The 23344-nt window shown below is 64.4% G+C and carries 17 protein-coding genes; 8 read left to right on the forward strand and 9 right to left on the reverse strand.

What is annotated here, in order from left to right; genetic code table 11:
- Nucleotides 1–270 precede the first annotated feature (270 nt).
- The gene (locus JFN93_RS21225; RefSeq protein ID WP_199386150.1) at nucleotides 271–3705 is read left to right on the forward strand and encodes a DUF4082 domain-containing protein; all 3435 of its coding nucleotides are present in this window, start codon (nucleotides 271–273) and stop codon (nucleotides 3703–3705) included.
- Nucleotides 3706–3853: 148 nt separating this feature from the next.
- Here JFN93_RS21225 and JFN93_RS21230 read toward each other — a convergent pair whose 3' ends face one another.
- Entirely contained in the window at nucleotides 3854–5311 is a 1458-nt protein-coding gene (locus tag JFN93_RS21230; RefSeq protein ID WP_199386151.1) for a DUF3300 domain-containing protein, read from the reverse strand.
- A gap of 231 nt (nucleotides 5312–5542) precedes the next feature.
- Nucleotides 5543–7351 carry a SulP family inorganic anion transporter gene (locus JFN93_RS21235; RefSeq protein WP_199386152.1) on the reverse strand — a complete coding sequence of 603 codons (1809 nt, stop codon included), beginning with the start codon at nucleotides 7349–7351 and terminating at the stop codon, nucleotides 5543–5545.
- A gap of 319 nt (nucleotides 7352–7670) precedes the next feature.
- Here JFN93_RS21235 and JFN93_RS21240 point away from each other — a divergent pair, with 319 nt between their 5' ends.
- Nucleotides 7671–10328: a sensor histidine kinase gene (locus tag JFN93_RS21240; protein ID WP_199386153.1), complete on the forward strand. Its 2658-nt coding sequence runs from the start codon at nucleotides 7671–7673 to the stop codon at nucleotides 10326–10328.
- Between the two features lie 88 nt (nucleotides 10329–10416).
- Here JFN93_RS21240 and JFN93_RS21245 read toward each other — a convergent pair whose 3' ends face one another.
- Together JFN93_RS21245 and JFN93_RS21250 are read right to left on the reverse strand one after the other, a co-directional pair.
- Nucleotides 10417–11022: a CheB methylesterase domain-containing protein gene (locus tag JFN93_RS21245; RefSeq protein ID WP_199386154.1), complete on the reverse strand. Its 606-nt coding sequence runs from the start codon at nucleotides 11020–11022 to the stop codon at nucleotides 10417–10419.
- Nucleotides 11015–11410 (reverse strand): response regulator, encoded by a 396-nt coding sequence (locus JFN93_RS21250; RefSeq protein ID WP_199386155.1) that lies wholly within the window; start codon nucleotides 11408–11410, stop codon nucleotides 11015–11017. Before JFN93_RS21250 ends, JFN93_RS21245 begins: the two co-directional genes overlap by 8 nt.
- A gap of 197 nt (nucleotides 11411–11607) precedes the next feature.
- Between JFN93_RS21250 and JFN93_RS21255 the strand changes: the two genes are divergently transcribed.
- Nucleotides 11608–12093, forward strand: a complete 486-nt coding sequence (locus tag JFN93_RS21255; RefSeq protein ID WP_199386156.1) for a DUF6328 family protein — start codon at nucleotides 11608–11610, stop codon at nucleotides 12091–12093.
- A 191-nt stretch (nucleotides 12094–12284) separates the two neighbouring features.
- On the forward strand, nucleotides 12285–12908 hold the full coding sequence (locus tag JFN93_RS21260; RefSeq protein WP_199386157.1) for a 3'-5' exonuclease: 624 nt from the start codon (nucleotides 12285–12287) through the stop codon (nucleotides 12906–12908).
- On the opposite strand, the gene JFN93_RS21265 is transcribed toward JFN93_RS21260, so the two are convergent.
- A complete protein-coding gene (locus tag JFN93_RS21265) occupies nucleotides 12909–15140 on the reverse strand; it encodes a thioredoxin domain-containing protein (RefSeq protein ID WP_199386158.1) in 2232 nt (743 codons plus the stop codon).
- Nucleotides 15141–15788: 648 nt separating this feature from the next.
- Between JFN93_RS21265 and JFN93_RS21270 the strand changes: the two genes are divergently transcribed.
- Nucleotides 15789–16505 carry a Crp/Fnr family transcriptional regulator gene (locus JFN93_RS21270; protein WP_328754548.1) on the forward strand — a complete coding sequence of 239 codons (717 nt, stop codon included), beginning with the start codon at nucleotides 15789–15791 and terminating at the stop codon, nucleotides 16503–16505.
- 350 nt (nucleotides 16506–16855) lie between these two features.
- Here the strand turns inward: JFN93_RS21270 and JFN93_RS21275 are convergent, their stop codons facing one another.
- The 3 genes from JFN93_RS21275 to JFN93_RS21285 form a co-directional block, all read right to left on the reverse strand.
- The gene (locus tag JFN93_RS21275; protein ID WP_199386186.1) at nucleotides 16856–17653 is read right to left on the reverse strand and encodes a multiheme c-type cytochrome; all 798 of its coding nucleotides are present in this window, start codon (nucleotides 17651–17653) and stop codon (nucleotides 16856–16858) included.
- Between the two features lie 125 nt (nucleotides 17654–17778).
- Nucleotides 17779–18882 (reverse strand): cytochrome b, encoded by a 1104-nt coding sequence (locus tag JFN93_RS21280; RefSeq protein WP_199386159.1) that lies wholly within the window; start codon nucleotides 18880–18882, stop codon nucleotides 17779–17781.
- A 24-nt stretch (nucleotides 18883–18906) separates the two neighbouring features.
- A complete protein-coding gene (locus JFN93_RS21285; RefSeq protein WP_199386160.1) occupies nucleotides 18907–19323 on the reverse strand; it encodes a QcrA and Rieske domain-containing protein in 417 nt (138 codons plus the stop codon).
- Nucleotides 19324–19947: 624 nt separating this feature from the next.
- Between JFN93_RS21285 and JFN93_RS21290 the strand changes: the two genes are divergently transcribed.
- From JFN93_RS21290 to arsS, 3 genes are all read left to right on the forward strand, one after another.
- Nucleotides 19948–20619 carry a TVP38/TMEM64 family protein gene (locus JFN93_RS21290; RefSeq protein ID WP_199386161.1) on the forward strand — a complete coding sequence of 224 codons (672 nt, stop codon included), beginning with the start codon at nucleotides 19948–19950 and terminating at the stop codon, nucleotides 20617–20619.
- 119 nt (nucleotides 20620–20738) lie between these two features.
- Nucleotides 20739–21071, forward strand: a complete 333-nt coding sequence (locus tag JFN93_RS21295; RefSeq protein ID WP_199386162.1) for an arsenosugar biosynthesis-associated peroxidase-like protein — start codon at nucleotides 20739–20741, stop codon at nucleotides 21069–21071.
- A 19-nt stretch (nucleotides 21072–21090) separates the two neighbouring features.
- Nucleotides 21091–22047: an arsenosugar biosynthesis radical SAM (seleno)protein ArsS gene (gene arsS, locus JFN93_RS21300; RefSeq protein ID WP_199386163.1), complete on the forward strand. Its 957-nt coding sequence runs from the start codon at nucleotides 21091–21093 to the stop codon at nucleotides 22045–22047.
- 188 nt (nucleotides 22048–22235) lie between these two features.
- Here arsS and JFN93_RS21305 read toward each other — a convergent pair whose 3' ends face one another.
- On the reverse strand, nucleotides 22236–23342 hold the full coding sequence (locus JFN93_RS21305) for an FAD-dependent monooxygenase (protein WP_199386164.1): 1107 nt from the start codon (nucleotides 23340–23342) through the stop codon (nucleotides 22236–22238).
- Nucleotides 23343–23344: the final 2 nt, after the last annotated feature.

A 23344-nucleotide genomic window follows, 5' to 3' on the forward strand; every position in this document is an offset into this window, starting at 1 on the left:
TTCAGTTTTAATGCAGCCGGAGCCGCCCTATTTCGCCAGCGAGGGTTAGAATTTTGTTAACACCTTGGCGCCCGTTTCGGGTGCACTCCGGAGCCAGGCTGCCCCCGCCACTTCATCTGCCAGAGATCCTTTTCCAAAAAACGCCGCACGCCCCGATCCGCCGGACCATGCCGAATTGAGCAACCAAAGAGGAGGTGACCGCCGAGGGCCGATCGGGTGAGGCGGCTGCCAGCAACACCGGATATTCATTTCAACACCAGGAGAGAGCTTATGAAACAGACGTTCCGCATCCCATTCATCGCCGTAGCGTTTTGGGTGTCCGCGCTCGCCCCGGCCGCCTTCGGGGCCGCGAACTACACCCTTTGGCCGAACACCACCGTTCCGGCGGTCGCGGACACGGGCCCGGACAATCCGGTCGAACTCGGAGTGAAATTCAAAAGCGACCAGGCCGGGACCATCGCCGGAATCCGTTTCTACAAGTCCGCCGCAAACACCGGCACCCACGTGGCCAACCTCTGGGACCAAACCGGTACCAGACTCGCCACCGCGACCTTTGCCCAGGAAACCGCGTCGGGATGGCAACAGGTCCTGTTCTCCCCGCCGGTCAACATCGCCGCCAACAAGGTTTACGTGGCCTCCTACCATACGTCCACCGGTCACTACAGCGACGACCTCAAGTACTTCGCCGGCAAAACCCGCGACAATCCGCCGCTGCACGCCCTGGCGGACGGGACCTCCGGGTTCAACGGCGTCTTCGCGTACGGCACCGGGAGTTCCTTTCCCTCCCAGGGATGGAACAGTTCCAACTACTGGGTCGACCTCATCTTCGTCCCGTCCGTGGCCGACACGACCCCGCCGACGGTGACCGCCTTCACGGTTCCGGCAACCGCGACCTCCCTCACCGTCTATCTGACCTCTTTCACCGCCACCGACAACGTTGCCGTAACCGGCTACCTCGTCAACGAGTCGCCGAACCTCCCCGCCGTCGACGCGACCGGGTGGTCGGCGGCCCCCGCCACCTCCTATAGTTTCACCTCCGCCGGGAACAAGCAGCTCTACGCTTGGGCCAAAGATGCTGCCGGGAACATCTCCGCTTCCCTGAGCGCCTCGGTCAGCGTGAGTACGACCGGGGACCGGCCGATCCTGATCGTCACCTCGAACAGCAATCCTTTCAGTAGCTACTACACCGAAATCCTCGGTACCGAGGGGTTCAACTCCTTTGCGCAGGCGGACCTCGCCTCGGTCACCGCGACGCTGCTCGCCGGCTACGACCTGGTGCTTTTGGGGGAAATGCCGCTGAGCCCGAACCAGGTGACCCTGTTCACCAACTGGGTAACCGGAGGGGGACATCTCGTGGCGATGCATCCGGACAAGAAGCTTGCCTCGCTTTTGGGGCTGACCGACCAGGGGGGGACCCTGTCGGATGGATATCTGCTGATCGACACCTCTTCCGGACCGGGGCAGGGAATCAGCGGCGAAACCCTGCAGTTCCACGGCAGCGCCGACCTCTACGCCGCCAACGGCGCCACGGTCCTTGCGAAGCTCTACGCCGACGCAACGAAGTCGACGCCGAATCCGGCGGTCAGCTTCCGGCCGGTGGGGACCAAGGGGGGAACCGTCGCGGCCTTTGCTTACGACCTTGCCCGTTCGGTGGTGTACACCCGGCAGGGTAACCCCGCCTGGAGCGGTGACGAGCGCGACGGACAAACTCCCATCCGCTCCGATGATCTCTTTTTCGGTCCGGCGGTGTTCGACCAGGAGCCGAACTGGGTGGACTTCAACCGGGTGGCGATCCCGCAGGCGGACGAGCAGCAGCGCCTGCTTGCGAACCTCATCATCCAGATGAATCTGGACAAGAAACCGCTGCCGCGTTTCTGGTACCTCCCCCGCGGGGAGGCGGCGGTCGTCGTGATGACCGGCGACGATCATGCCAACGGGGGAACGGCCGGCCGCTTCGATCGGTACCTCGCCCTGAGCCCGCCCAACTGTTCGCTGGCCAACTGGGAATGCATCCGCGGGACATCGTATCTCTATCCCAATGCCCCGCTCACGAACACCCAGGCTGCCAGCTACACCGCGGCGGGTTTCGAGGTGGCACTGCACGTCTTTACCAACTGCGCAGACTGGACTCCGTCCACCCTGGACGGCTTCTTCTCCGATCAGTTGACCAGCTGGGCCTCGCGCTACTCCAGTCTGCCCCTGCCCCAGACCAACCGGACCCACTGCATCGTCTGGAGCGACTATGCCTCGCAGCCCCAGATCGAGCTCAGGCACGGGATCCGCCTCGATACCAACTACTATTACTGGCCTCCTACCTGGGTGAACAACGTCCCCGGCTTCTTTACCGGGTCCGGAATGCCGATGCGCTTTGCCGACCTGCAGGGACATCTGATCGACGTGTACCAGGCGGCGACCCAGATGACCGACGAGTCGGGGCAAAGCTACCCCTACACCATCGATACCCTGCTGGACCGCGCCACCGGGCCGCAGGGGTACTACGGTGTCTTCGTGGTCAACGCCCACACCGATCTCGTCGACTCGGACGTCTCCGATGCCGTGGTGTACTCCGCCCTGGCGCACGGGGTGCCGGTGATCTCGGCCAAGCAGTTGCTGACCTGGCTGGATGGGCGCAACGCCTCCAGCTTCAGTGGCTTCTCCTGGAACGGGACCACCCTGAGCTTCGCCGTTAGCGCCGGTTCCGGGGCCAACGGGCTCACCGTAGCGGTCCCGATACCGGACGGCAAAACCGTGCAGACGGTGACCGCCAAAGGGAGTACCATCCCCTTCGCGCTGCAGCGCATCAAGGGAATACCCTACGCGACCTTCACCGCCTCCAGCGGCAATTACCAGGTCACCTTCTCCTCGGACCGCACCCCGCCGTCGGTAACCGGCGTCACTCCGGCCAGCGGTACCGTCGGGGTGCCCACGACCGCGGCGGTCTCCGCGCAGTTCAGCGAGGCGCTGGACGGCACCAGCGTCAGCCCCGACACCTTCTCCCTGCGCAGCGGCTCCGGCATTGCCGTACCGGCTGCGGTCACCTACGATGCGGTCAGCCGGACCGCAACGCTGACCCCGTCGGCACCGCTGGCGAACTCGACCAGCTATACCGCGACGGTGGAAGGGGGAGCGGCTGGGGTCAAGGACGTCGTAGGTAACGTTCTTCCTGGCGATTATTCCTGGTCCTTCAGTACCGCCGCTTCGGGCAACGGACCGTTCTCGCTCTTCAACGCCGGCGCCACCCCCCGCGTGGTAGACACCGGTCCCGACGCCGCAGTGGAACTCGGGGTGAAATTCCGCAGCGACAGCGCCGGCTACATCACCGGAATCCGCTTTTACAAGGCGGCCACCAACACCGGTGTCCACGTCGGGAACCTCTGGAGCATCTCCGGCAAACTCCTGGCCAGCGTTACCTTCCCCAACGAAACCCCTTCCGGCTGGCAACAGGCAACCTTCCCGGCACCGGTTGCCGTGACCGCCAATACCACCTATGTCGCCTCATACCACACCGTGAGCGGCCATTACAGCGTGGATCAGAGCTTCTTCTCCGGAAAGGGGGCGGACAACGTACCGCTGCATGCACCCGCCGATGGGACCAACGGCTTCAACGGCGTCTTCGCTTATGGAGCGACCAGCATCTTCCCCAGCCAGGGGTACCTGAGCTCCAACTACTGGGTGGACGTTCTCTTCTCTACCGCTACCCCATGAACGTGATAAGTTGGCGCCCCCCTTGCCGCTTCTGCGAGGGGGGCTTGCCACGGCACCTCAGGGGCACCTTTGCTGTTTGAGGCCGAGAATAGAGCCGTCGTCGGACCTGCCGATAAAAAAAGCCCGCTTGCTGCGGGCTTTTTCATGGTCAATGCCGAAACGGCTCGTCGCCGCCGGGGCCACGGCCTCCCCCCGAAGGAGCCGGATGGGGAGCCGGGGCAGCCGGTGCGGCGCGCACCGCCGGAGGAGCGGCGGCCGGGCGAGCCGGCGCCGGCACACGAACCGGAGCCGGAGTCCGCGGGGCAACCGACACCGGCGGTGTGAACGACCGCGCCGGTGCAGGCAGGGGACGCGGCCCGGGCGCCGCTGCCGGATGGCGCGCTGGCGGGGCCGGCGGTGCGGCCAGCGCAGGGTGCGGCGGGCGGCGTGCCGGTGCCGGGGCGGTCGCGGCAGGGGCGCGATGATGTTCACCGCCGCGGAGTTCGCTTCCGGCGGCCCGGCCGGAGGCCGTTCCGGCCCCTTGGGAGGCGCTCCCGGCCGGGGCGCCTCTGCGGCGGTATGCGTCGAGCGGAGCTCGCCCCGGAGCGGGGGCGGGGGCCGCCCGGGAGGGCTTGGTTGCCGCCGGGGCGGCGCCGGCTGCCGGGGCAGCGCTGCGATCCCGGCTGCGGCCCCTGCGCGCTGTCGGAGTGGTGGGCGCACCGACCGCACTGCCGGTGGCGGCCCCGCGCTGCATCCCTTCCCTGCGCCGCTCCGGAGCCGGGGTCGGTGCCGCCCCGGGGCGGTGCGCCCGCCCCCGGAGTTCCCGCTGGCGGAGCGCGTCGTTGCGCAGCTCCCGCCTGAAGTCATGCGTGTCGCGCGTTCTGATGTTGCGGTTCACCCGGACCACGCTGGCATTTTTGCCGACATAGATGTGCCCGCGGTCCCCGATGTGGGGGCGGGACCGGGCGATCCATCCGCCGCCGCGCCAGCCGTGGTAAAAGACCCGCCGACGGTGCCAGTCACAGTCCCGGTTAAGCCATACCCCAATCAGCAGCGGGGTGCCGAAGCTGACAAAGGCGATGCCCGGCTGCGGGGGTTCCAGGTACACGAGTTCCGGGTCGTAGATCGGGACGTAGATGTACTGCGGGACCGCGGGAACGATCCGGATCCCGTCCGCTGCATCGATGACCTGCTGCTCCGGATTGCTTGCCAGGTTCCCCTCGGCATAGGCCTCGGCACGCAGCCGCTGGATCGCCTCCATAAGCTCTCGGGGCTGGTTCAGGTAGGCCTGCCCCAGGGCCGTCGTCCACTCCGGCTGGTCGTCCAACTGCTCGACGATCTGGGGATAGTGGGCGATGGCGCGGACGCTGAGGTCCCAGGGCTGGGCATCGACCCCGGCGGTGCCGTAACGCGCGACATAGTCGGCTGCCTGCTCGACCTGGTCGACGAAGGTGGCCGCCGGGAGGATCTGGGCGAGCAGCGGGTCGGGATACAGGGCGATCGGGCCCGCCAACTGGTCGAGCTCGTCCGGCGTCAGCAGGGTCTCCGTTTGGCCGAGGCAGCGCGGCACCGACCAGGCGCAGACGATGATCAGGAAGAGGGGGACAACGTAGAGTAGTCGTTTCATGGTTGATCTCCCGGGCAGGGGAGGGTGGCGGAGCGAGATGGGGTGCCCCCTTGCTCCGGCCGGCGGCTGCGGCGCAGGGACGTGGTTCCGCAGGGAACGCGGCGGGCTCTCCCGTTGCACCTCAGTTTGATGGTACTCCGGCTGAGCGGAAATTAACAGGGGACGCGGGAAGGGGGCCTACGGGGAGGGGTGGTCGGGGCAGGACCGCCTGCCCCTGGGAGGAAGGGATCGTCAGGCGGCGGCCCCGGGACCCGGATTCGGGGGGGCGAGGGGGCTCGGTTGACCCGCTGCGGCCGGGGAGCCCGGCGCCGCGGCAGCGAGGCGGCTTTGAAAATCGTCCACCAGGTTTGCCAGGGAGATGTGCCGGTTCACCCCGCCGATGGTCCGGTCCACCCCGGTAACGCGCAGGATGTCGCGTACCTCCGCATGCGCTTCCGCCACCCGGAACCGGACCCCCTCCCGGGAGAGCTTCTCCTCGAGCTGGGCCAGCATCCGGGCGCCGGCGGCGTCGATATAGGGTGAGTTGGAAAGATCGCACACGACGAGCTGCACCGGGATCGTCTGGCTGTGGACCATGTCGATGACCTTGCGGTCGATGTTCTCCACGTTGAAGTAGAGCAGGGGGGCTTCGACGCGGAACAGGAAGAGCCCCGGCACCAGCTCGTTGTCCGGGTGGCGCTGGACGTCGGAAAAGCGGGAGGAGCCGGGAATCCGCCCCAGCACCGCGACGTGGGGCCGGGACATCAGCCGGAGCAGGAACAGGATCGACGCGATGGCGGAAACGAGCACCCCGTTCAGGATGCCAAAGCAGAGCACGCTGAAAAAAGCGACGACCGCGATGTTGAATTCGGTCCGGCTGATGCGCCACAGGCGCCGGAAGTCCGCGATGCTTACGAACCGGGAGATCGCGGCCAGGACGATCGCGGCGAGCACCGCCTGGGGGAGGTTGGTGAGCAGACCCGCTACCCAGAAAAGGACCAGGATCAGGGTGATCGACGCGAAGAAAAGGGAGAGTGGGGTGCGGGCTCCGGCTCCCTCGTTCACCGCCGACTGCGACAGCCCTCCCGCCACCGGGTACCCCTGCCCCAGCCCCGCGATCAGGTTCGCCGCCCCGAGCCCGAGGAGCTCCTGGCGGGAATCGACGGCGTAGCCGTGCTTGGCGGCGAAGGTGCGGGCGGCGGCGATGCTTTCGACATAGGAGAGGAGAAAACAGGCGAAGGCGAGCTTCGACAAACCCTCCAGGTGCTCCAGGCCGACCCGGGGGAGGTGGAAGGGGGGCAGCCCGGCGGGAATGGACCCGACGACCTGGACCCCGGCACCGGTCAGTCCGAACAGGGAAACCGCCAGGGTGGAAACGGCGACTACCGCCAGGGCGAAGGGACGGCGCGGGAAATACCGCTCCGCCACCAGGAGGATGGCCAGGGAGGCGGCCCCGACTCCCAGGGTGACCGGGTTGGTCGCGGGAAGCTGTTCCGTGAGCACCTCGATGCGCCGGAAGAAGTTTTCTCCCCCCCCGGGGAGCCCGAAAAGCTTGGGGAGCTGCGTTACCGCGATGCTGAGCGCGGCCCCCGCCTTGAAGCCGATCAGGATGGTCTCGGAGATGAAATTGACAAAGGAGTTCAGGCGCAGGGCCCAGGCCAGAAGACAGATCACGGCGACCATCACCGCGGTGACCGCAGTCATCGAGGCATAAAGGGCCGGATCGTTTCCGGCCATTCCCCCCACCACGCTCGCCACCATGACCGAGATGGCGGCGGTCGGGCCGATGGCAAGGTGCCGGGAGGTGGCGAACAGGGCGTAGACCAGCCCGGATGCGATGTAGCAGTAGAGGCCGATCTGCGGATTCACCCCGGCGAGGACCGAGTAGGCGAGCGCAACGGGTACGGCGTAGGCGGCGAGGGTGACGCCGGCGAAGAGGTCGTGGCTGAGCCGCGGGGTCCGATACTCGGGGAGCCACCCGACGATCGGGAGGAGCCGGGCCAGCCGGGATGCCCCGCCGCGTCTTCTGTCTTGCGCCTCGTTGCCGTTATCAGGTGCCACGTCCCCTCCGAGCTGACCAGCGCCCCCAGCATAGCACAGGTGCCCCGCGCTACTCATTAACAAAATGCTCCTTCCGCGCCGTAACCATCTGATTACATTTGCCGTCGGGAAGGGCACAATGGGAGGCCAAGCCGCGCCGGTACTTGTCCACCCGTCGGCAGGTGGTACCTTAAAACAGCAGTGCCTGTCGTTTTAATGACTGGGGACCCCTCCGGGGGACGCCCGTCGGCAATTCCGCATCCGTTTCCGGGACCCTGGTGTCCCTTAGGTCCCGGCAGATGATGATCTACCAGCCAGCCACAACCAGGAGCCGCAAGCCATGCGTGACGACGAACCTGCTCGCCCCTCTCCCGAAGCGCTGTTGAAGAGTCTCAGGGATGAGGCGGCCCGGGAGGGGCGCGGGAAACTGAAGATGTTCCTGGGCTACGCCGCCGGAGTCGGCAAGACCTACACCATGCTCGAAGCGGCCCGGCAGCGGCGCGCGGAGGGGCGCGACGTCGTGGTGGGGTACGTGGAGACCCACGGGCGCGGCGAGACCGAGCTCCTTTTGGACGGGCTCGAGATCGTCCCGCGCGCCCAGATCCCGTACCAGGGGGTGCTCCTTCCCGAACTGGACCTGGACGCCGTGCTCGCCCGCCGGCCGCAGATCGCCCTGGTGGACGAGCTTGCCCACAGTAACGCCTCCGGATTGCGGCACGAGAAGCGCTGGCAGGACGTGGAGGAGCTCCTCGGCGCCGGGATCGACGTCTACACCACGCTCAACATCCAGCACTTCGAAAGCCTCAACGACGTGGTGGCACAGATTACCGGCATTGTGGTCCGGGAGACGGTTCCGGACCTGCTCCTCGATCAGGCGGACGAGATCCGGCTGGTGGACATCCCTCCCGAGGACCTGCTGCAGCGGCTCAAGGAAGGAAAGGTCTATCTTCCCGACCAGGCTGCGCTCGCCGCGGAGAAGTTCTTCCAGCCGGGGAACCTCATGGCGCTTCGGGAACTTTCCCTGCGCTGCACCGCTTCCCGGGTCGACGACCAGGTCCGCGCCTACATGGAGGCCCGCGCCATCACCGGTCCCTGGCCCGTGGCCGAGCGTATCATGGTCTGCGTGAGCGGGAGCCCGTTTTCCGAGCGGCTGATCCGGACCGCGCGCCGCCTCGCCGACGAGTTGAAGGCCCCCTGGCATACCGTCTACGTGGAACCCCCCGGCAACAGGCGGCAGCTGCAGGAAAACCGGTCCCGGGTCTGGAAGGAGCTGCGCCTGGCCGAAAGCCTGGGGGCCCAGGTGGCCAACCTGACCGCCACCTCGGTCGCCGAGGCCCTGGTCGATTACGCGGTGCGCAACAACGTCACCAAGATCGTGGTGGGAAAGCCCTCCAAGCCCCGCCTGGTGGAGCTGGTGCGCCAGCCGCTCGTGGACCGCATCATCCGTCTTTCCGGGCACATCGACGTCTTCGTCGTCAGTATCGCCGGGGCGGAAAAGGCCCCGTCGCATCCCCCGCGGCGGGCGGCGCGTCAGGGCGGGGGATATCTCAAAAGCCTCGGGCTGGTCCTGGCCACCGTGCTGCTGTGCGAGCCGCTGCGCCCCTACCTCGCCCCCACCAACCTGGTGATGTTCTTTCTCCTGGCCGTCGTGCTCGCGGCAACCCGCCTGGGGCGCCGCGAGGCGGTGTGCACCGCCTTCCTCAGTGTCCTTTTCTTCGACTTCTTCCTGGTGCCCCCAACCTACACCCTGGCCGTTGCCGACACCGAGTATTTCATCACCTTTGCCGCCCTCTTCACGGTGGGCATGGTGATCAGCACCCTCGTCTCGCAGGCCCGGGAACGTGCCGAGGCGATCCGGGAGCGGGAGATGCAGACGGCGAGCCTTTATTACCTCAGCCGTGACCTCGCCGTCGCCTCGGACCTCGGCGGGATTGTCGAAGCGATGGTGCGCAACATCGAGGAGAGCCTCAAAGCACAGTTGGTCGTCCTGTTGCCGGAGGGGGAACGGCTCGAGGTCAAGGGCCAAAGCGGCGGAATTACCCTTGCGGTGAAAGAGGCGGCGGTGGCGGACTGGGCCTTTCGCAACCGTTCCCCGGCGGGGGCGGGCACCGACACCCTGGGGTCGGCGGAGTTCCTCTTCCTCCCGTTGCAGACCGGCTCCGGCACTCTCGGGGTGGTCGGCGTCCGGTTGGCCGATCCGGAGGGATATCGCTCCCCGCTGAGCCGGCGGCTGCTGCAGGCTTTTGCGACGCAGAGCGCGCTGGCCGTCGAGCGGGTCCAGTTCGCCAAACAGGCCGAGCAGACGCAGATCCTGCAGGCGCGGGAAGGGCTGGAGCGGGCGCTGCTGAACTCGGTTTCCCACGACCTGCGCACGCCGCTCGTTTCCATTTCCGGAGCACTCGGCGCGCTGCGAGACCGTGAGCATCCGGTCTCCGAGCCCGCGCGCCGCGAGCTTGTCGAGGGAGCGTGGGAAGAGGCGGTGCGTTTGAACCGCTTCGTTGGGAACCTGCTCGACATGACCCGCCTGGAGTCGGGGGCGCTCAAGGTGAAGGTGGTGCCGTGCGACGTCCAGGATCTGGTCGGATGTGCGCTGGCGGCTTTGGAGCCGCAGCTGGGGCGGAGGGCGGTCGAGGTGACCGTGCCGGAGGGCCTGCCGCTGGTTGCCATGGACATGGTCCTCATGACCCAGGTCCTGGTGAATCTGATCGACAATGCGCACAAGTATTCGCCCTGCGCCGAGCCGATCGGGATCGTCGCTGCCGTGGCGGACCACCAGCTCACCCTGGAGGTGGCCGACCGGGGCCGGGGAGTGCCGCCGGCGGACCTGAAGCGGGTTTTCGAGAAGTTTTACCGGATCCCGGTTCCCGAAGGAGCGGGGGGAACCGGACTGGGGCTTTCCATATGCAAGGGGATCGTGGAGGCGCACGGCGGGAGCATCCGCGCCGAGAATCGCGAGGGAGGGGGCTTGCGGGTGATCGTTTCCCTGCCGGTGGATTGAGGGGCACTGCCGGTGCTTGCGGAAGTGAGAAGGACTGCGGCCGGGCACCGTACGCCGCGCCCCATCTTTGGGAAGGGGGGCGAGGGGATTACCCCTGGGCCTCGATGGGCTCTGCCGGCTCGTCGGTGTGGAGCGGGCCGAGGAGGTCGGTGAGCAGTTCGGCGATCTTCTTGGGGGGGAGGACGTAATCTACCGCGCCGGTCTCCGCCGCGGCCCGAGGCATGCCGTAAATGGTGGAGGACCTTTGATCCTGGGCGATGGTGATGCCGCCGATCTCCTTGAGGTAGCGGATCCCTTCGGCTCCGTCCTTCCCCATCCCGGTGAGGATGACCCCGATCAGGTTCGCCTCGGAGGGTTGCAGCGAATGCAGGGTGACGTCGACCGAGGGGAGGACGAAGTTCACCCGCGGACCGTCGAAAAGGGAGACCCGCTGGTTACCTTCCAGCTTCAGGTGTACTCCGCCCGGTGCCAGATACACGTGTCCGGTCTTCAGGTATTCACCCTCGCGGGCCAGTGCGACCGGCATGGAGCAGACCGCGTTCAGCCCCTCCGCGATCCGGAAGTCCATCGCCGCGGTGATGTGCAGCACCACCACGAAGGAGGCGTTGAGCGGCGGGAGCTCGCGGAAGAGCTCCTTGAGGGTCATCGGCCCCCCGGTGGACACACCGATGATGACGAGATTTCGGTTACTCATGCGGATTCACGAGCGTCTGCTGCAGCTTTAGATAATAGTTCAGGGTTTCCAGGAGCTGCTCGGGGGCGAAGGGTTTGGTGAGGTAATCAGTCACGTATTCCTGCATCCCCTCCATCTTGGCATCCGGCTCGCCGACTCCGGTCAGCATGATGATGATGTTCCCGGGGTAGAGCCCCCGTCCGATGATCTCCCGGATGGTGTCCCAGCCATCCATCTCCGGCATCATGATGTCCATCAGGATCAGTCCGCGAAAACCACCGGTCAAGAGCCGCAGGCACTCCGGGCCGCTGGCCGCAGGGGTAACCTCGATTCCGGTCCCCTCGCAGGTCATCTCCACCGATGCGCGAACGTACTCGTTATCGTCTACAATCATCACATTCTGGGGCATGTTGTCACAACCTCTGGGAGTTCTGGGGTACCGCAGAATACATGTTTCCCCGGCGTGCTGCAAACGGAAAAATCGCATCGGTTGTCCTGTTTTGCTGGTTTTGGGCTCGGGTTGATCGGCAACGCCGAACGGTGCATTCGGTAACGCAAATAGGGTGCGCCGGACGAAGTCCCGAAACAGCGGGAAAGGGGGTGGCCATGATCGAGGATGAGCGTGAGGAACTCCCGTTGGCGGAGGCGACGCGGAACATCCTGGAGGAATGCCGCATGGTGCTGCCCGGCATCCAGGCGCTCTTCGGATTCCAGCTGATTGCGGTCATCAACCAGGGTTTTGACCAGAAGCTGGACGCGCAGCTGCAGCGGCTGCACCTGGCATCGACGCTTTTGGTGGCGGTCGCCGTGGCGCTGGTGATGGCGCCGGCGGCGTATCACCGGCAGGCGGGACTCAAGGAGGTGACCGGCGAGTTCATTCTGGTTGCCTCGCGGCTGCTGCTTTGGTCGATGGTTCCGCTCATGATCGGGGTGAGCCTGGAATTCTACGTGGTTGCATCGGTGATCCTGGAGGTGCCGGCGGTCGCCCTCGTGATGGCCGGCCTGCTGTTGCTCCTGTTCTCGGTCCTGTGGTTCGTGCTCCCCCGGTCCCGGCTGCTGCGCAAGCTGGCGCGGTGGTCACCGAGGCAGTGAGCAATGAGCAATGAGCGGGCCTCGATTGGAAAGGTAGGGGCGCAGCATCCTGCGCCCGTCAACCTTTGCTGCTCGGGACGTGGCTTCCCGGCTGCCGGTGTCTGCCGGTGATTCTGCTTGACCTCGCCGGCCTAAGATTGCAAAATGCGGCACTTTCAAGGTTTTTGCTGCGGGTTGTGCAGGAGGGTGGGATGGGGGATTACGGGGTAGTGGTGCTGGACTTCGAGACGACGGGACTTTCACCGCTCTCCGGGGACCGGGTGATCGAAGTAGGGGCGGTGCTGGTGGAGAACAACGTGGTGACCGACCGCTTCCAGAGCCTGATGAACCCCGGCATGCGGGTGAGCCGCTTCATCGAGGAGTATACCGGCATCAGCAACGAGATGCTGCGCGATGCCCCGCCGGTCGGGGATGTGATGCAGCGGTTGACCGCCTTTTTGGACCGGCACCACCTGGTTGCCCACAACGCCTCTTTCGACCAGCGTTTTCTCGACGCCGAGCTCTCCCGGTTGCAACTGCGCCGCAAGGCGGAGTTCGCCTGTTCTCTCCTGGTCGCGCGCCGGCTCTATCCCGAGGCTCCGAGCCACAGCCTGGGCGCCCTGGTCAACTACCGCAAACTCAAGACCGACGGCGTCTTCCACCGGGCGCTGGCCGACGCCGAGATGACCGCGGGTCTATGGACCGCGATGATCCGGGAGCTGAAGAGCGACTACCGGCTGAAGCGGGTCCCCTTCGCCGTCATGCAGCGGCTGATGAAACTCCCCAAGCGCAACGTTCCCGACTACCTCCGCAAGCTTGCCGACGAGCAGGATTGATCAGCGGCGCTTCTTAAGGGCGTCCTCGAAGAGCTCCGGGTCGCTGGTCGGGAGGAGACAGGTCCGGTTTTCGCAAAGATATGCCATCGCCTGATCTCCCTGCGCCGTCTTACCCTGCAGGGCGGGAACCAGTTCCGCCGCCCGGTTCAACTGCTCTCCCTCCGTCACCACCGCCAAAACCCGGTTCGGCAGGAACTCCCCGCGCAGCCTCCCCAAAAGCCATCCCGCCGATTTGCGGTCCCCCTCGGGCGCCACGATCAGGATCTGGCGGGGGAGGTCGAGGTGGAAGTCCAGGGCAAGGAGCATCTCGGACAGCGCGGTCGGATTGGCCGCCAGGGTCGAGGAAAAGGCCGAGAAGACCCGCTGGGCGCGGTCGCCGTACTCGGGTAGCTCGGTCAAAAGGTGCAGCCGGAGCAGGTTCATCGCCATCACCGAGTTACCCGACGGAATGGCCCCGTCATAGGAAGGCTTCTCCCGGGCGATCAACTCCTCGTGGCGCGGCCCGGTAGAAAAGAATCCCCCCAGCTCATCATCCTCGAAATCTCCCGCCACCACCGCCGTCAGTTCCTGGACCCGCTCCAGCCACGCCGGTTCACCGGTCGCCTCGAAGAGGTCGATCAGACCGGCAATGAAAAAGGCGTAGTCGTCCAGGAAGCCTTCCCCCTTCGGGCTCCCCTCCTGGTAGCTGTGGGCGAGCCTCCCGTCGCGCAGCATCTCTTCCAGTATGAAGGACGCCGTTTTGGCCGCCTGCTCCACCGCCGCGCCATCGTCCAGGATGAATCCCCCCTTGGCAAAGGCGGATATCGCCAGGCCGTTCCAGGAAGCTATAATCTTGCGGTCGGTGATCGGCTGCGGCCGGCGGGCGCGGGCCTGGTAGAGAAGCTCGCGCGACTCGTCCAGGATCCGGCTCGCCTCTTCCTCGGTCCGCCTCAGCTCCGCCGCCACCGCGGGGAGGTCACGGCTGCGGTGCAAGATGGTGCGCCCCTCAAAGTTCCCCCCTTCGGTCACCCCGAATACTGCCGCGACCAGATCGCCGCGGGTCTTGCCGAGCACCTCGGTCAGCTCCTGCGGCGTCCAGGTGAAGAAGTATCCCTCCTCGCGCTCCCCCTCCGGATTGAGGCTGTCGGCGTCGGTGGCCGAGTAGAAGGCGCCGCCGGGCGCGGCCATGTCGCGACGCAGGTAGGAGAGGACTTCGCGGGCCACCCGGGCGAATTCCCGATCGCCGGTGAGCTGGAACCCCTCCAGGTAGGTCACCGCCAAAAGGGCGTTGTCATAGAGCATCTTCTCGAAGTGCGGGATGCGCCAGTGCGAATCGGTGGCGTAGCGATGGAAGCCGCCGGCGACCTGGTCGTAGATCCCGCCGCGGGCCATGTTGCGCAGGGTGAGGTAGCAGGCGCGCAACAGGTCCGGGTCCTCGGTGCGCCGGTATTCACGGAACAGCAACCGGACCGGGAGCGAACTGGGGAATTTCGGCGCGCCGGTCACGCCGCCGTTCACCGTATCCATCCGCTCCCGGTAGATGTGGATCGCCCGTTCCATCGCCTCGCGCTGCGGCACCTCCCCGGCTTCGGCCGGCGCGAGCATGCGGCGCACCGCTTGCGTCAGTTGCTCCGAGCTCTGCGCCACCCGTTCCGGGTCCCGGTCATAGGCGCTGCGCAGGATGCGGAGCACCTCCAAAAATCCGGTCCCATGGCCACCCCCCTTGGGCGGGAAGTAGGTCCCCCCGTAGAAAGGCTTCCCTTCCGGCGTCAGCCACATGTTGAGCGGCCAGCCCCCCTGGCCGGTCATCGCCTGCAGCGCGCTCATGTAGACCGCGTCCAGGTCCGGCCGCTCTTCCCGGTCGATCTTCACCGGAATGAAGTTCGCGTTCAGGTACTCGGCGATCTCCTCGTCCTCGAAGGACTCCTCCTCCATGACATGGCACCAGTGGCAGGTCGCGTAACCGATACTGACCAGAAGCGGCCGGTTCAGCTCTTTAGCCAAGTCGAGTGCCTCCTTGCCCCAGGGGAACCAGTTCACCGGGTTGTGGGCGTGCTGGAGGAGGTAGGGGCTCGACTCCAGGAAGAGCCGGTTGGTGTAGCGCGCCGAGCCGTCCGGGAGAAGGTGCCGGGTGCGCGGCCGGTAATCGGTGCCGCGCCGGACCAGGAGCGCCTCGAACCGTTCCACGGGGGGCGTCGGAAGTCCTTGGGTTCCGGGGAGCGGCTGGTATTTAAGAGTACGTGGATCGGTCATAACGCGTCACCTCGATGGATAAGTACTGGGGCAGCAGTGCGACCTGCTTAATCTTGAAATATGAAGGTAGGAGTATAGCTCATCAATGAGCGATGATCAGAAAGACAACATCAATTTGCAGGGGAGCCTACGATGGGCCCTCCATACGCCACGCCGCAGGCGAGCTCAAGGACCCATTTCTGTTAGGGTGACTGAAGAGGAAAACGAGGGGGGACGAACTAGGTAGGAGCGACATTCCTGTCGCGATTGCTGTACCAGTACACAAGCGTCAGTTCTTGCAGCGGTAGATGGTGAATGTTTCCGAAAGACAGAAAGGAAAGGCAGGCTGATGTCCAGGTTCACCTTGATCACAGGCCACGGTGACTCCAGTTCCAGAATATGACGGTGCAGTTCGGTGCCTTGCATAGCTCCCCCGTTCACGAGCGCAGTAGAGTAAATCGGACCGGATTACCCACGGCAACCCCTGAACAGCCTTTGGGGGAAGCTTACGGTCTTGGCTCTGACATTTTCAAATTGGAAGCCCTGCGCCTTGGCTAAGGGCTTTTTTGCGATTAAGGCGATCATTCGGACGGTTGTTGTTCAAAAGAGGAGGGAATAGGGTAAGATTGTTAGCCTGTATTAATAGTCTGAAAGACAAGGAGGCCGGCGGTGACGAGATCGGACCGGGGCGTGCCTTTGGATCATGACCATAGCAAGGTGTTGAAGCGGATTCCTCTCTTTGCCTCTCTGGAGGACCGGGAGTTCGAAAAGCTCCTTTCGCGCATTACGGAACGGCGCTTCTACAAGAACCAGGTGGTCTTGCTGGAGGAGGAGACCGCGAACTTCATGTACGTGGTCTTCACCGGCAAGGTCCGGGCGGTCCACTTGGGGGGGGACGGGACGGAGCGGATCCTGGCGGTGCACAAGCGGGGGGACGTCTTCGGGGAAATGGCGCTTTTGGACGGGGAGACGTCGCCGGCCACGGTCATCGCCATGGAGGAGTCCGATATCGGGCTCCTCTCCAAGGATAACTTCCAGGAGCTCTTCCTTGCCAACGAGACGGTACTCCATCAGCTCATTGCCATCCTCTGCCGAAGGCTTCGGGAGACGCGGCTGATCCTCAAGGCGATCGCGCTTTCGGACGCGGAACTCCGGCTCCGCTCGATCCTCAACCACCTGAGCCTGCTGCATGGGGTCCGGGACGACCGCGGGGTGGTGATCGCGCTTAGGCTCACCCACCGGGAGCTAGCGGGGTATGCCTCGGTCTCCAGGGAGACGGTGACGCGCCTTTTGCATCGGTTGTCGGAGGAGGGGGATCTGGAGATGCTGGAGAACCGGAACATCCTGCTCAAGCCGGGGTTCTCCGAGAAGGTGGAACTGCTGTAAGCAATGGATAATTGACAATGGACCATTGATAATGGAAGGCGCTTTGAGTGATCGGCAGATCTTCCTTTGTTTCCGGCTACACGAGTTAGAGGGCCCGCTTTGTTTGTAGAGCGGGCTCTTTGCTTTGGTGGTCGCAGGCTTGGCACAGGCGCTCTTACAAAGCCGGAGCTTTGTGAGAGGGAGCGTTCCCAAGGTGGACCTCGGGGACGAGCCTTAATGAGTCAATGAAGGAGGTCGGGGGAAGAAGGCAGCATGCTGCGCCCCTACGAGGTGAGGGTTGAAATAAAAAAAAGAGCCCGCTTTCCTTTGAGGGAAGCGGGCTCTTTTTATTCAACTAGGAAAGGACTCCACTAATCGTAGGTCTTCTTCAGCAGGTGGAAGAGGATTGCCAGTACGATCAGGGCGGCTACCACTATGGCACCGGCGATCTTGCGCTCGCGTTTGATCTCGTCGATTCGCGCCAGCTCCTTTTCTTGTTTCGCCAGTTCTGCGCCGATCGCGCCCGATTCCTGGGTTACCCGCGTCACGTTCACGTCGTGAAACAGGGTGTGGAACCGGTTGCGTACCGCAAAGGTCGCTTTCTCCATCCGTTCGGTGTCGACCCCTTCGGCTTTCAGCTTGTCGATGCGGCCCGAGATGGCGACGATGCGCGTCTCGGTCGCCTGCATGGCATCCTTGATCAGTTTGGCGCGCTCGAAGGTGTGGCACTGGGTGCAGGTCTTCTCGTTGATGATGTTGATCGAGGCACGGGTGACGAGGTGGTTGCTATGGCAGGTCACACAGGTCGGGCCGCCCTTGCCGAGGGCTCTGCCGTGGGCGCTGGCGAGGTAATCCTTGAGGACGCCGACGTGGCAGCGGCCACAGAAGGCCGGGATGTCGGCCTCCTTCGGCGCTCCGAGGAAGCCGCGGGAGCGGTTCATGGCGTCGGCGGCGTTGGTGGGATCGCCGCCATGGCAGCCGTTGCAGGCAATGCCGTTCTCGGCATGAACGCTCTGCTTCCAGAGTTTCACCGGTTCGCCGAGCCGGTCGGGAAGCTGGCTGTGGCACTGGATGCAGACCGGCTCCTGGGGCTGGTCGGCCGCGGAGGCTGCCCAGGGAAGGCAAACGATCAGCAGTGCAACAAAAAGGAGAGCTGATGACAACCCCATCCTCACCCTGTCCCTCCCCTTGAAGGGGAGGGGATGACTGGCAGAGGTGTGCGGGAGTGTGCAGCTGAGCCTTTTGATAACCCCTTCGGCAATGATTGAAGCGCGCTGGGCGCGGTGCTGGTTTCTCATGAGTAGTGCCCCCAGATGGTGAGTCCGAGCCACAGGAGAATCCCCCCGATGGCGCAGGTGAGGAAGATCGGCCGTTTCAGCGGATGGCGCTCCTTGGTCCGGTCGATGAACGGCAACAGCGCCAGCACGGTCATCGCCGCGACCTGAACCAAAAGTCCGATCAGCTCGCTCGGGAAGATCTTGAGGGTCTGGTAGTTGGCCAGGAAATACCATTCCGGCTTGATGTGAGCCGGCGTCTTAAAGGGGTTTGCCGGCACGAACGAGTCGGGGGTGAAAAACAGGGTCGGCGCGAAGAAGATGAGCGCGAAGAAGATGGCGAGGTAGATGCTCACCGAGGTGGCATCCTGCAGGGCGTAATTCGGGAAGAACGGGATGCCGCCCGGGTGGAACTCGTAGCGGTAGCTTTTGCCTTCCCAGTTGTTCTGGGTCTCTTTGGCCCCAAAGGGGGGGGTGGAGACCCCGGTCCGTTTCAGGAAGAAGAGATGCGCTCCGATCAGTGCGGCGATGACCGCCGGGATGATGGCGACGTGCAGGGCGAAGAAGCGGCCCAGCGTGGCCGGTCCGACCAGGGTTCCCCCGCGCAGGAACTTGACCAGTCCCGTCCCGATCAGGGGGACTGCCGTGACGCTGTTGGTGGCGACGGTGGTTGCCCAGAAGGAGAGCTGGCTCCAGGGCGCGAGGTAGCCGGTAAGCGAGATCCCTTGGACCAAAGAGAACAGGACGAAGCCGGAAATCCAGTTCATCTCGCGCGGGCTCTTGTAGCTGCCCATGAGCAGGGTGGAAAGCATGTGGAGCATGAGCACGAACACCATGAGGTTCGAGCCGACCGCATGGCAGAGCCGGATCAACCAGCCGAACGGCACCTCGTTCATGATGTAGGTGACGCTTTTGAACGCCTTGTCCGCGTCGGGGACGTAGTAGACGAGCAGGAGCATCCCGGTCACCACCTGCAGGGCGAAGATCACCAGCAGCACGCTCCCCAGCGAGTACCACTCGTTGATGTTCTTCGGGAGGAGGTAACCGGTGAGTTCCTTCTCGACGATCTCGGTGCTGCCGATGCGCACGTCGATCCAGTGGTAAATTTTCTTGAAAAGTGACATGAAGCCTCCGTAGCCGAAAAAGGATCAGCCGATGATGATCTTTCCCTCGGCCTGGGTGAGGGGTAGTTTGGGGAGCGGGCGCGGCGGCGGACCGGAGATGACGGTCCCTTCCGGGGTGTAACGTCCGGCGTGGCAAGGACAGAGGAAATCCTGCTTATCCTTCTCCCACTGGACGATGCAACCGAGGTGGGTGCAGACGGCGGAGAGGGCGATGAGCCCCCCCTTGGTGCGAACCACCACCCCCGTCGATCCCGCGTACTCGAAGAACTTGGCTTCCCCTTCGGGTACCTCGGTTGCCGCGAAGGTCACCTTTGCCGTGCCGGTTCCGCTTTGGCTGGGCGCCAGATACCGGTAGAGCGGGTACAGCGCCGCAGCCACAGCCGCTATCGCCGTCCCGACCAGGCATGATCCTAAGAACTTTCTTCTGCTTTGGGTTTCCATGAGCTTCTCCCGGGTGCGGTCTTTAATGGGGAGAAAGTATAGAGACTGTTACCTTGATTGCAAGCGGTCCACAATCCTGAAATTATGGCAATCGTTATAAACCGCAATGTTATAAGCCATATTTTTTGCCCGTTTTGTCGCATGTTTCTGACAGCGGTGCTTTATTGTCGAGGTGGCTAATCTAGTTGGGCAAGCTGGAACAATTTAAGCCGAAGACTTCCTCCAGAGAGAGCTTCACCTGTATCTGATTCCCGGACTGCTATGTCAGCAGGTTTGGAGATCCGGATGTAGTGGTGAATCCGGCTGGACGATGTGGGGAAAAATGGGTATGCTTGGCGGCCAACGATGATGAGACAAAGCGGAGGGACTTTCCCGCGCAAGGCTTAGCAGCGGTGGGGCGGCGATAATGGACAGTGAAGTTATGCAGCACTAAAGGCGGATCGGGGTGATGGGCGCAGCATGCTGGGCCGTTGCGCATCGAGTGGGATCCTGTTCGGTGGGCGCGGGATGCCTGCCCTGGGTCTTTGCCAAGCTGGAGCTTTGGATGGGGCTGTGCGTTCCCAAGGTGGACCTTGGGAACGAGGGGAAGACAATCGGTTGATGGCGGTAGCCGCCGGAGGTGGCATGAATCTGAAGAAAATTGCCTTGGTGGTTGCGGCGGCAGCGGCTATCGGGCTGTTTTTTTATTTCGATCTGCAGCGGTATCTGACCGTGGCTGAGCTTAAGGCCCACCGCGCCCAGCTCCTGGATTACTACGCAACGCACCGGCTGCAGACGGTCCTGGTCTTCGTGGCCATCTACGTCGTGCAGACGGCGCTTTCCTTGCCGGGGGCGGCCATTCTCTCGCTTTCTGCGGGGGCGATCTTCGGAGCCGCCTTGGGGACCCTGTACGCGGTCCTGGCCGCGACGGTGGGGGCAACGCTTGCCTTCCTGGCGAGCCGGTACCTCTTCCGTGACGCCATCGTCGGGCGGTTCGGGGCCAAACTCGAGGGGATCAACCGTGAGTTGGCGGCGCGGGGCGGGAACTACCTCCTCTTTCTGCGGCTGGTTCCGCTCTTTCCCTTTTTCCTGATCAACCTGGCTGCCGGGCTGACGCCGTTGCCGCTGCGCACGTTCGTTCTCACCACCTTCGTCGGCATCATCCCGGGCGGGTTCGTCTTCTGCAACGCGGGGGCAAGTCTCGCCTCGGTGCAGAACGTTCGGGAGGTGGCGTCGGGACGGGTACTGCTTTCCTTTGCATTGCTCGGGCTTTTTGCCCTGGTGCCGGCGATCTATGCGAAGATCAAGAGCCGGTGAGATAATGAGCCGGGCGGATTGCGGGCAAAGCGTGCTGCGCCCTTGCCAACAATGGGGCCCGCCGGGCATGATCGGGCTAACCCCTCTGGATTGAACTTATAGAATGCAAGGAGCCGAAAATGGAGACGTACTATAATCCGCAGGATCTGGGTAAATTCGGCGAGATCGGCAAGGATGCGCCGGAGCTCGCCAAGAAGTTCTTCGACTACTACGGGTCGGTGTTTGCCGAAGGGGAGCTTTCCGAGCGGGAGAAGGCGCTGATCGCCCTCGCGGTGGCCCATACCGTCCAGTGCCCTTACTGCATCGATGCCTACACCCGCGGCTGTCTGGAAAAAGGGGCCAGCCTGGGCGAGATGACCGAGGCGCTTCACGTGGTGACTGCGATCCGGGGCGGCGCTTCTTTGGTGCACGGGGTCCAGATGCGCAAGATCGCGGAACAGCTTTCGCTCTAACCGCCGCTTGGGGATACGGATGAGCGCTGCACACGAAACACATGAGACCGGCTTTGCCGAAACGTTAGTGAAGCACGATCTCAAACTGCACCGGGACCGGACCTCCGCCCTGCAGGTCAACGTCGGACTGCTTTGCAACCTGGCCTGTCGTCATTGCCATCTCGAGGCAGGACCCAAGCGAGACGAGGTTATGGGGCGGGAGACGATGGACGAGGTGGTCGCCGCGGCGCGGCGCTTTCGCTTCGAGGTCATCGACGTAACCGGCGGCGCACCGGAACTGGTGCCGGATATCGACTACCTGGTCCGCGCCCTGGCTCCGCTCACCTCGCGCCTGATGTTGCGCTGCAACCTCGGGGGACTGGACCTGGCCCGCCGGCGCGAGCTCCTGGAACTTTTCCGTGCGGTACGGCCGGTCCTGGTGGTTTCGCTTCCGGCCACGAACCCCTCGCAAACCGACGCGCTGCGCGGGGGTGGGGCCTGGGCTTCGACTCTTGATACCTTGCGGGAGCTGAATGCGATTGGGTACGGCCGGGAAGGGACCAGCCTGGAGCTGAATCTCGTGGCAAACCCGGCTGGGGCGTTTCTCCCTCCGGCGCAGGGGGCGGCCGAGAAGCGGTACCGGACCGATCTTTCCCGAAAGTACGGAATCAGCTTCACGTCGCTGTATACCTTCGCCAACGTCCCGCTGGGGCGGTATCGGGATTTTCTGACGCGCTCGGGAAACCTGGAGCAGTACCTCGCCACCCTCGCGGACGGTTTCAACCCATGCACCGTAGCCGGGCTCATGTGCCGGTCGCAGCTCTCGGTCGATTGGGAGGGGAGGCTCTATGATTGCGATTTCAACCTGGCCGCGGGGCTGCCGCACGGCGGAGAGGTGACCTACCTGCGGGGTCTGGCGGAACTCCCGGCGCCGGGGACGCCGATCCCGGTGGGGGATCACTGCTACGCCTGCACCGTCGGTTCCGGCTTCACGTGAGGCGGAGCGATTTCCCCCGGCGGGGGAGAGATTCGATGAACCATGAGACCATGAGACAATGAACAATAAAATCTGTCGGGCGTGCGGGCGCAGCATGCTGCGCCCCTACGGGTAGGGAAACGCGAAGTGGCCGCTTCAAATATTCTGAAGCGGCCACTTTTTATTTACTAACATCCTTCGACCCCGTTTCAGTGCCTCATGGTCTCATTGTGCAGGAACCATTTGTCCAGGACGTAACGACGGGTCAGGTATCGGCTGGAGAGGAGGAGCGTGCCGGCGAGCTTGCGCAGCGGTTGGGGAATTCCGGCTCCGCCGAGCTCCTTCCCGGCAAACGTTTGTTCCAGCTCGGTGGCGTACCGCTCCAAACGCTCCTTCTGATAGTTGCCGCGCGCCGAAAGGATCACTTCGGCCGCGAGCAGCGCCGACTCAACCGCCGGCAGGATCCCCTCGCCGCTTTCCGGAAACGACAGACCCGCCGCGTCACCGACCAGGACGGCGCCCTGCCCGACAGCACGCCGTCCGGCCCTTCCCAGGTAGGGGAGGTAGGCATGCCCCCGCAGCCGCAACGACTTCGGCGCCTCGATCCCATATTTCTCGAGCATGTGGGAACAAAAGGAGACCGACTGGCCGTGGATCTCGGTCACTCTCATGCTCCCCAGACCAACGTTGACGTAGTCCCCCTTGCGCATCAGCCAGCCGTATCCGCGCAGATCCTCGGTGAAACAAAGGACCGGCACCCCGGCCGGTAGCTCCCCCCGGTCCAGTTGTTCCCCGGGCACCGGGAACTCGGCCACCATGGCGGCGATGATCGGCTCCGACGCGGGCCGGGCGCCCAAGGCCCGGGCCACCGGGCAGTGATTCCCTCCGGCGCCTACCACCACCGCGGCTTCGATCCTGCCGTTGATCCGCCACCCTCCGGCAATCGGTTCCAGCGAAATCACCTGTTCTCCCAGCGCCTTGGCCGCCGTGCAGCGATCCACCAGGAACCGGTCGAACTCCACCCTCCGAATTCCGTAGCTCACCACCGCCGGATAGCGGGTCTCGATCTCCTTGCCGTAGATGGGACCGGTCCGGAAAGCGGCGATGTCCTGCAGCAGGTGGGCCTGGCGGTACCGGACCGGTTCAATGTCGAGCCGGTGCAGCACCTCCGGCGTGATCCAGCCGGCGCACGGCTTTTCCCGCGGGAAGGTCTCCCGGTCCATGAGCAGGACCGACATCCCGGCGCGGGCGAGCGCCGCGGCGCAGGTCGAACCGGCCGGCCCCGCTCCGATTACGGCTACTTCGTAATGTTCCATGG

The organism is Geomesophilobacter sediminis (genome assembly GCF_016458275.1).
Taxonomy (GTDB): domain Bacteria; phylum Desulfobacterota; class Desulfuromonadia; order Geobacterales; family Geobacteraceae; genus Geomesophilobacter; species Geomesophilobacter sediminis.